This window comes from Arthrobacter sp. AK01, assembly GCF_021109375.1.
In the GTDB taxonomy this organism is placed as follows: Bacteria; Actinomycetota; Actinomycetes; order Actinomycetales; family Micrococcaceae; genus Arthrobacter.
Window position 1 is genome coordinate 1 of the sequence record NZ_JAJOHP010000117.1, and the last position, 8,727, is coordinate 8,727.

General features: G+C 62.6%; 10 protein-coding genes and 1 pseudogene. 4 read left to right on the plus strand and 7 right to left on the minus strand.

Features of this window, described 5'->3' with window-relative positions; translation table 11 throughout:
* Positions 1–131: 131 nt before the first annotated feature.
* The 4 genes from LN996_RS22860 to LN996_RS22875 all read right to left on the minus strand — a co-directional run bounded on the left by LN996_RS22860 (position 132) and on the right by LN996_RS22875 (position 4,961).
* Entirely contained in the window at positions 132–1,640 is a 1,509-nt protein-coding gene (locus tag LN996_RS22860) for an amino acid permease (protein ID WP_231343377.1), read from the minus strand.
* 126 nt (positions 1,641–1,766) lie between these two features.
* Positions 1,767–3,200: an aspartate ammonia-lyase gene (locus tag LN996_RS22865; protein ID WP_231343378.1), complete on the minus strand. Its 1,434-nt coding sequence runs from the start codon at positions 3,198–3,200 to the stop codon at positions 1,767–1,769.
* Between the two features lie 13 nt (positions 3,201–3,213).
* Positions 3,214–4,245 carry an asparaginase gene (locus LN996_RS22870; protein ID WP_231343379.1) on the minus strand — a complete coding sequence of 344 codons (1,032 nt, stop codon included), beginning with the start codon at positions 4,243–4,245 and terminating at the stop codon, positions 3,214–3,216.
* Positions 4,242–4,961, minus strand: coding sequence for a FadR/GntR family transcriptional regulator (locus LN996_RS22875; protein ID WP_231343380.1), 720 nt, complete (start codon positions 4,959–4,961; stop codon positions 4,242–4,244). Before LN996_RS22875 ends, LN996_RS22870 begins: the two co-directional genes overlap by 4 nt.
* Before the next feature lie 199 nt (positions 4,962–5,160).
* Here LN996_RS22875 and LN996_RS22880 point away from each other — a divergent pair, with 199 nt between their 5' ends.
* From LN996_RS22880 to LN996_RS22890, 3 genes are all read left to right on the plus strand, one after another.
* Positions 5,161–5,667, plus strand: a complete 507-nt coding sequence (locus LN996_RS22880) for a hypothetical protein (RefSeq protein WP_231343381.1) — start codon at positions 5,161–5,163, stop codon at positions 5,665–5,667.
* Between the two features lie 78 nt (positions 5,668–5,745).
* Entirely contained in the window at positions 5,746–6,381 is a 636-nt protein-coding gene (locus tag LN996_RS22885; RefSeq protein WP_231343382.1) for a hypothetical protein, read from the plus strand.
* A 37-nt stretch (positions 6,382–6,418) separates the two neighbouring features.
* A complete protein-coding gene (locus LN996_RS22890) occupies positions 6,419–6,880 on the plus strand; it encodes a DUF3817 domain-containing protein (protein WP_231343383.1) in 462 nt (153 codons plus the stop codon).
* 22 nt (positions 6,881–6,902) lie between these two features.
* Here the strand turns inward: LN996_RS22890 and LN996_RS22895 are convergent, their stop codons facing one another.
* Together LN996_RS22895 and LN996_RS22900 are read right to left on the minus strand one after the other, a co-directional pair.
* Positions 6,903–7,802: a PKD domain-containing protein gene (locus LN996_RS22895; RefSeq protein ID WP_231343384.1), complete on the minus strand. Its 900-nt coding sequence runs from the start codon at positions 7,800–7,802 to the stop codon at positions 6,903–6,905.
* A gap of 51 nt (positions 7,803–7,853) precedes the next feature.
* Positions 7,854–8,267: a DUF6318 family protein gene (locus LN996_RS22900; protein WP_231343385.1), complete on the minus strand. Its 414-nt coding sequence runs from the start codon at positions 8,265–8,267 to the stop codon at positions 7,854–7,856.
* Between the two features lie 31 nt (positions 8,268–8,298).
* Between LN996_RS22900 and LN996_RS23765 the strand changes: the two genes are divergently transcribed.
* Positions 8,299–8,433: a hypothetical protein gene (locus LN996_RS23765; protein WP_256490922.1), complete on the plus strand. Its 135-nt coding sequence runs from the start codon at positions 8,299–8,301 to the stop codon at positions 8,431–8,433.
* 199 nt (positions 8,434–8,632) lie between these two features.
* Here LN996_RS23765 and LN996_RS22905 read toward each other — a convergent pair.
* A pseudogene (locus tag LN996_RS22905) lies at positions 8,633–8,727 on the minus strand (RNA-binding S4 domain-containing protein); the annotation flags it as partial.

An 8,727-nucleotide genomic window follows, 5' to 3' on the forward strand; every position in this document is an offset into this window, starting at 1 on the left:
CGGCGGCGCCCCCGCGCCCCCCGCCGCCGCCCCGCCCGCCCCCCCCGCCCCCCCCCCCCCCCCGCCCCCGCGCCCCCCCCCCCCCCCCCCCCCCCCCCCCCCCCCGGTCGTGATTCAGCGGTTGTTGCTTGTTACTTGTCGCCGCCGGGGAGCGGGCGATTGGCGATCACCGGTGCGCTGCCGGTGTAACCGTCGCGCGTGGCAGCGAGTTCGTGGATCTGCTTGCGGCACAGGAACCAGCCCCAGACCATGAGTCCGCAGGCAATCGCAGTGACCAGCATGGTGAGCGGGGACTCGATGAACACCATGATCAGGACACCCAGCAGGAAGACCAAGGACAGCCAGCCCGTGTAGGGGGCGCCGAACAACCGGAACGACGGTCGCTTCAACCAGCCCTTGTCGGACCAGCGCTTGAGCTGCATCTGGCAAAGGACGATCGTGGCCCAGGTGACGATGATGCCCACGGAGGCAACGTTGAGGACGATTTCGAAGGCATCGGACGGAACCAGGTAGTTCAGCGGAACGCCGAGCAACGAAACGCCTGCTGTGATGGCGATGCCGCCATAAGGGACGCCTGCCTTGTTCATGCGCTGCGCGAACTTCGGGGCGGAGCCGGCCACTGACATGGAGCGGAGGATGCGGCCCGTGGAGTAGAGCCCGGCGTTCAGCGAGGACAGGGCGGCGGTGAGCACCACGAGGTTCATGATGACGTCTACGCCTTCGACGCCGATGGAGCCGAAGAATGTCACGAAGGGGCTGACGCCCTTCTCGTACGAGGTGTAAGGGAGCAGCAGGGCCAGCAGGATGACGGAGCCAACGTAGAAGACCGCGATGCGGAAGACCACGGAGTTGATGGCCTTGGGCATGATCTTCTCCGGGTTGGCAGTTTCACCAGCAGCGGTTCCCACGAGCTCGATCGAGGCGTAGGCGAACAGCACACCCTGCATGAGGATGATCATGGGCAGGATGCCGTTCGGGAAGACGCCGCCGTTGTCCGAGATGAGGCTGAAGCCCACTTCCTGGCCATCCACTGGGGTGCCGAAGATGACGAAGTAGGTGCCGACAAGGAGGAAGGCCACCAGCGCGGCCACCTTGATCAGCGCGAACCAGAACTCCATTTCGCCGAAGACCTTCACGGACACCAGATTGAGGCAGAGGACCACCACCAGGGCAATGAGCGCCCAGGCCCATTGCGGAACGGCGCCCATCCAGGCGATGTATTTGCCGAAGAAGTTCATATATAGCGCCACTGCGGTGATGTCCACGATGGTGGTGGTGGCCCAGTTGATCCAGTAGAACCAACCCGAGACGAATGCTGCCTTCTCGCCGTAGAACTCACGGGCGTAGGAGACGAACGACCCCGACGACGGGCGGTGCAAAACGAGTTCACCAAGGGCGCGAAGAATCAGGAAAGCGAAGAAGCCACAGACTGCGTACGCAATGACAAGGGACGGGCCGGCCGCATTGAGCCGGCCACCGGCGCCCAGGAACAGGCCGGTGCCGATAGCGCCGCCGATCGCGATCATCTGGATCTGGCGGGGCTTGAGGTCCTTGTGGTAGCCGGAGTCCTCCTGGTGGAGGGCTTTTTCGCTGGCGTGCGCTTGGGCCGGGACCGTGTGGTCCGTGATGGGATTGGTCATTGGAATCCTTAGGAGTGTCCTGTTGGGGGTGTCCTGGGCGCGTCCGGTCAGGGATTCGGGCACGCAAGACAGCGCCTCGTGGCGGTATGCCTCATCGGGCGGGACGGCTGACTAAAGCCGCTGGGCTTAGTGGTCAGTTTCGACCTGTTTGCTGAGATTTGCCAGACGTTCGGGGCTGAGAAGTTCTTCCAGCTGCGCTGCCGTCAGCAGGCCGTGCTCCAGAACGAGCTCTGCCACACCCTTGCCCGTTGCCAGCGCCTCCTGGGCGATAGCGGTGGCGGAGGCGTAACCGATATGGGGGTTCAATGCCGTGACGAGACCGATCGACTGCTCCACGGTAAGCCGTAGCCGTTCGGTGTTTGCGGTGATGCCCCGGACGCAGCGTGCCGTAAGGGTGCGGCACGCTGCTTCCAGGTGCGAGATGCTCTTGTGCAGGCTGTGCACAATGATCGGTTCGAAGGCGTTCAGCTGAAGCTGGCCCGCCTCCGCGGCCATGGTGACAGTGACATCGTTGCCGATGACTTCATACGCCACCTGGCTGACCACTTCCGGGATCACCGGATTGATCTTGCCGGGCATGATCGACGAGCCGGACTGCACAGCCGGAAGGTTGATCTCGCCCAAACCCGCACGCGGTCCGGAGGACAGCAGGCGGAGGTCGTTGCAAATCTTGGAGAGTTTCACTGCCACCCGCTTGAGGACGCCGGACAGGTGAACGAACGCGCCCACGTCTTGGGTGGCCTCGATGAGGTCCGCAGCAGTGAGGAGGGGAAGGCCTGTGATTTCAGCCAAGTGGCGGCAGGCAGCTTCGGCGTAACCGGCCGGGGCGTTCAAGCCAGTGCCGATTGCGGTGGCACCCAGGTTGATCTCGTGGATCAGCATGTGCGACTCGTCCAGGCGTGCGCGGTCCTCGCCAATGGTCACTGCGTACCCGCCGAACTCCTGGCCCAGGGTCATGGGCACGGCGTCCTGGAGCTGGGTGCGGCCCATCTTGACCACGGTCCTGAATTCGCGGCCCTTCTCTGCGAAAGCGACCTCGAGTTCTTCAAGTGCCAGGAGGAGTTCCTTGACGGAGAAGATCGTGGCGAGGTTCACCGCCGTCGGGTAGACGTCATTGGTGGACTGGCTCAGGTTGACGTGGTCGTTCGGGTGCAGCTTGGAGTAATCCCCCTTGGGGTGACCCAGGATTTCCAGTGCACGGTTGGCGATGACCTCGTTGGCGTTCATGTTTGAGCTGGTGCCCGCGCCGCCCTGGATCACGTCCACCATGAACTGCTCATGGAGCATGCCGTCCATGATGTCCTGGCACGCCTGCTCGATGGCGCCTGCCCGTTCGGCATCCAGGAGGCCAAGCTCATGGTTGGTGCGGGCCGCAGCTTGCTTCACGGCAGCCAAACCCCTGACGAGGTGCTTGTTGGTTGAGAGGGGCTGTCCGGTGATGGGGAAATTCTCGATAGCCCGGAGCGTATGAACGCCCCAGTAAGCATCCGCAGGGACGTTTCGGTCCCCCAGAAGGTCGTGTTCGGAACGGAGTGGGATTGCCTGATCGACGGTGGTCATAGCTGTCCTTGGTTTAGTTGCTGAAAATTTGGGCTACGCGGAGTTCGCCGACCGGAAGGCCGCCACCCAGCACGGGCGGGCTCTGAAGCGTGTCCAAGCTGCCGCCGTCGACGCCCAACCGGCGAAGAACCTCAACGGTGACGGGCATGCGGGCGCGATCGCCGCCGTCGGAAATCTTCACGGCGATGCCCGTGCCGTCCGGGAGCCCCACCAGTTGGAGGCCCTCAAAGCCGTCCTTGGCGAGCAGGCCTGGCACGGCCCGCATGAGGGCGGTGACGTCGCGGCCCTCGCCGGCCACCATTTCCGGGAAGCGGCGCATGGCGTGGGCGACTTTGCCTTCGTCAGTGCTCTCGTCGGCGGCCGCGAGGCGGCCATAAGCGCGGGCCATGCCGTGCAGCGAGTGTGCGAAGAGCGGGGTTCCGCAGCCGTCAGTACTCACTGCGGCCGCTTCCTCCCCGGTGAGTTCGGTGATGGTGTCGCGGACCAGGACCTGCAGCGGGTGCTCGGGATGCAGGTACCCCTCCACAGGCCAGCCGTTGATGACGCACACGGCAGTCATGGAGGCGTGCTTGCCGGAGCAGTTTTGCGCGATTTGGGTAGGGCCGTTGCCCTGGCGGAGCCACTCTTCGCGCTCGGGGACGCCGTACGGGAGGTCCGTGCTGTTACCCAGAGCCGCTTCTGTGAGGCCGTGCAGCTTCAGGATTTCAGTGGCGCCAGCCTGGTGCATCTGCGCACCGGAGTGGCTGGCCGCCGTGAGGGCCAAGAGGTTTTGGGGGATATCCAAGCCGGCCTTGAGCAGGGCTACGGCCTGCAATGGTTTCAGGCTTGAACGCGGGTACATCGGGGCGTCAGGCTCGCCGGCCTCCACTGCGGTGGTGCGGTTGCTCCGCAGGGCGATCAGCGAACCGTAGTGGATGCTCTCCACCAAGCCGTCGCGGGTTACCTCGACGAGCGGGACATGCTTGGGGGCTTGGTGCGCGGAGGCCTGGGGTGTGGCCATTGCTTCGGGGACGGGCATGGTGATGGTGTCCTTGGGGTGTGTCATTTGCTGAGGATCGTGTCCAGTGCCACGCTGACGGCCTGCAGGTGGGCGGCCATGGCTTTACTTGCGGCTTCGGAGTCGCCCGCTTCGATCGCGTTGAGCACGGCAACGTGTTCCTCGTCCGAGCGGTGTTGCCGGTCTGCTACGAGGTTAAGGGTTTCGGACTGGTGGGCCAGTGCCTCACGGATATCCGAGACGACGCTGGCGAACACCCGGTTTCCGCTGGCGCGGGCCACGGCTGAATGGAAGCTCGCGTCCAGGTTCACCCAGGCTTCGGGGTCGTTCTCGCTGAGCATTTCCTGGACGATTTCCTTGAGGTGCTCCAGCTCCTCATCAGTGCGGCGCTGGGCGGCGAGCCCGGCCGCCGGAATCTCGATGTGCGGACGTGCCTCGTTGAGATCCCGTGCACTGTACTGACCCAAGGTAAGGTCGTTAGCAACCTTGTTCGCCACGATGAACGTGCCTTTGCCGGTTTTGGTGACCGTGAGGCCCAACGTGTTGCAGGACCTCAGCGCTTCCCGGATGACGGAGCGGCTGACGCCGTACTGACCAGCGAGCGTTGCTTCGGAGCTCAACTTGGTGCCGATATCGAACTGGCCGCCCTCGATGGCTCGCCTCAGGGCCGCGAAGACCGCTTCAGCTGCGGAGATGCGGGAGATGGGCATATGCGCACCCTGGGGCTCTTGCTGTCCGGCTGTCCGGCTGTCTGACAGGTTCACGCTTTGAATATGGCACGGGTCACAAGGGCCTGTCAACGCTGAAAGAACCGCTTCAGGGTTTGGAAGCTGGTACTGCCCTCTGTCGCCGTACGGCGAAATTCGCAAATGTCGCCGTACGCCGACTTCCCGGATACGGCACAGCGGTACGGGAAGCCGCCTTGGCCATCCACCCGACCACCCATCCTTGACACAATGGACCATGCTCTTCACCAGAAAGTCCCTCACCGACGACGGGTTCACCGGGTTCCGGCCGCTCGACGAACTCGATCCCATGAGGATCCCCCAAGGACCCGGCATCTTTGCGATCCTCCGCCCGGCCGACTTCGAGCCCATGTTCCTTAGCAAGAGCGCCGCCGGAACGTTCAAGAAGAAGGACCCCTCCCTCAAACGGGAAGCACTGGAAGCAGAGTGGATTCCGGACGCTTCTGTGGTGTACCTCGGCAAAGCGAGTGCCGGCAGCCAGGGTAACCGCGGGCTCCGCAAGCAGATCCAGGAGTTCATGGATTACGGCCGCGGACGTCCGACCGTTGTCTGGGACGCGCGGCTCATCTGGCAACTGCGTGATGCCTTGGACTTGGTGATTGCATGGAAGGAGCTTCCTGCAAGCGAAGTCAATGCCGCCGAAGCGACCTACCACGCTGATTTCATTGCGGCCTTCGGTCGGCTTCCGTTTGCCAACCTGGTCCAGGCCCGCTCCAAGAAGTAAGGAACAACGCACGACGGCGGAAGCCGAGTTCCGCCGTCGGCCTCCCGCTTGCTTCGCGGCCGGCGCATAATGGCAACCATGACGGCCAGCAACCCCACTGGAAGCAAACCGCATGGACCTCGCGTCACCGTTGAGGTACCCGTTCTCCGTGTTGGGGCCGGTGCCTCGGACTACGAGGGCCTTAACCGCTTCGTCGATTCGCTTCGAAATCCCTCGGGCTTACATATGACCCTGCTGCATGTCGGGATTCTCGACGACCTGGCCCATGACATCGCAGCGTGGACCAAGGGAGCAGCGAAGCCGGAGGACGTGCTTCCTGAAATTGCCAGTTGGCTGACGGAGATCCCCGTCCTGGCCGCGTTTTTAGGCAAGTCAGACAAGCTGATTCCTTTGGGCGGCGGACGCGTCATGGGTCTCGAAGTGGATGTTCCGCTGGAAGTTCACGACTATCAGGCTCTCTTGCTGCAGGGTCTGCACCTTTTGCTGGACGAATTGGGTCTCGACAACGTTGACGACTTCATCCTGAGCTCACCCGCCCTTGGCTATAGGTCGCCGCGGTGGGTTCCACATATTGCTGTGGGTAAAGCCCGTACGCGGCACGAGCCCGTGGTCGAAATCGCTCCGGTTGCCATCGAATTCGGTGATTCCCGCATCCGCAACCGGCAGGCGCTTCCCATACCGGGTGATTCCTCAAGAGTCCGTCCACCACGGTAAATTGGATGTGTCTCCCGTTTTCTACCTGAGGACTTCCATGCAGCCCCGCACCTTGTTCCGTACCGTCGCTTTTGCCGAGGCCGTGACATGGACGTTGTTGCTGATCGGGCTGTTCCTCAAGTACGTCACGCGGACCACCGACGTGGGGGTGAGTATCGCCGGAGGCATCCACGGCTTCGTGTTCCTTTGCTATGCAGCGACTGCCGCTTTCACCTGGATCAACCAGAAGTGGACAACCCGCACAGGACTCCTTGCCATTGCGTCGGCTGTCATTCCCTACGCCACCATCCCCATGGAGAAATCCCTCGACCGTCGCGGCCTCCTCGCCGGCGACTGGCGCTTGGCCGCCGGTGGCGATGCGCCTAAGGGAGGATTCGAAAAAGCCCAGGCCTGGGTGTTGAGGAATCCCATCCTTGCCGTTGTTGTGACACTCGTGGCCGTGGGCGCAGTGTTTAGCTTCCTGCTGTTCATGGGCCCTCCGGACACCTGGTTCTCCTAAGCTCCGCCGAGCCGCTCACGGGTTATCCGCTCTCTGCGCCGGGGCAGCCCCATGACTTGGGGTTTTCCTGGCAGGTGTCGGCTACGAGTGCTCTTTCTGTTTTCCAGACGTGGATGGTTTTGGCCGGTGTGGTGATGTCGAGTGTTCCGTTGATGGGTAGTGGTGGGCCGTTGTTGACGGAGTAGGTGCCGGTGAAGCTTGCCGTGAGGGTGGCTTGGTAGTTGCCTGTTTCGGTGTAGATGTGGCTGGTGCGCGTCTTGTTGCTGAGCCACTCTGCCTCGGGGATGGAGTAGCCGGCCACCGGTGTTGGTCCGAGGGTTGTTCCGTCGCCGAAGGCGTAGGTGTAGCTCGCCGGTGTTGCCGTCAGGTGGACGGCTTGGCCGAGGATGGTGACGTCGAAGCCTTGCTCTCCAGCGGTGGCGTAGAAGTTGGTGGGGCCGCCTTTGAGGGTGTGCGGGAACGGCTGGGCTTCGAGGGTTCCGGGGCTGACGGGTAGTTGTCGGAAGTCGGTGAGGATGCGGGCGGCGATGTTGGCCAGGACGTTCTCAGGTTCAGGGTCGTATAGGCACGTCGGTCCGCTGACGGCTGGGTAGTCCGTCCATGTGGGACTAGTGATGGATTTCGGTGCCTGCCTCCAGATCACCGGGGTGCCTTCTTCTCCGTCAGGTGTCTTGGCCGGGCATTCCATCGTCAGGCAACCCTTGTCTGGTGTATCCGTTCCGCCAGACCGGCAGTGAACGTCAGCCATGTACTGGTTCGGGTCCTCGGCGGCCGGCGAACCGTCGATTTTCGGAATGAACTCGCCGGTGACGGGGTCCCTTGTCCATTGAGTGCCGGCCAGTTCCAAACCATTCTCGACGTAGCCGATGTCAATTTTTGGCTCTTTCGCTTCGGCGAGTGCGCTCTGAAACAGAAATGACATGCAGACAGAAATCATAAGAACGCTGATGCTTCGCGTGAATTTATGCATGGACTAACGGATCAGACCAAGGTCGACCAGTAGCCAGCGCTGATCCGCAAACCGCAGCTCCGCTCGACTCGCGGAGTTCGTTGCAACTGTCGGCTCCTGATACAGAGATCCTTCTTTATCCCTGATTTCGATTGGCTCCTGGATGACCTGCACGGCGGCGACTTGAGTTGACGCGGATAGATCAAAGGTAGTTTCAACCGTTGCCGATCTGATTGTGGCCCCGGCGATCCACCGACCGTCTTGCCAACCAGCCTCAATGCCTTTGCGGAGGGAAGTACATAGGGTGCAGGTGGGACTACTAAGGGGCGCTAATTGTTCTGTTGACCCGGTTTCGTAGCTGTAGCTCAACTGGGCATAGTAGTACCCAATAAACGCCTCCAGCCCAACCTTCGAGTTCTCCTTCGCCAGGTCGGGCATCACGGGAACCGGCACATTCTGTGCCTTTCCCTTGGCATCCGCGGGCTTGTACGCGGCCGCCGCTGAAGGAGTAGCCGAAGCCGCCGGGACCGTAGCGCTCGTGGTGGGCGACGCCGTCGTCGAACTTGTTTCTGAGGGTGAGGCGCTGGGCGTGGAAACGCCCTGACAACCGCTGAGAAGGAGCGCCAATGCCACTCCCGTGACCAGTTTCCCGGCATTCAAGATACGAAAAGTGGCAGACGAAAGGCGTGGCATGACAGGCTCCCCAGCAGCTGTTTGGCGGTGTGCCGGTCAGTCTAGGCCGGGGTCGGAGAAGGTTTCATGTCAGAAATGGCGGCCTGTGGATAAGTGCCCGCCACCACAACCTACCCCCGCAGCTTCTCCATATCCCTACGGTCCTTCTTGGTGGGTCGGCCAGCGCCGCGGTCGCGTTGGGGGAGTCCGAGTTTGGGGGCGACGG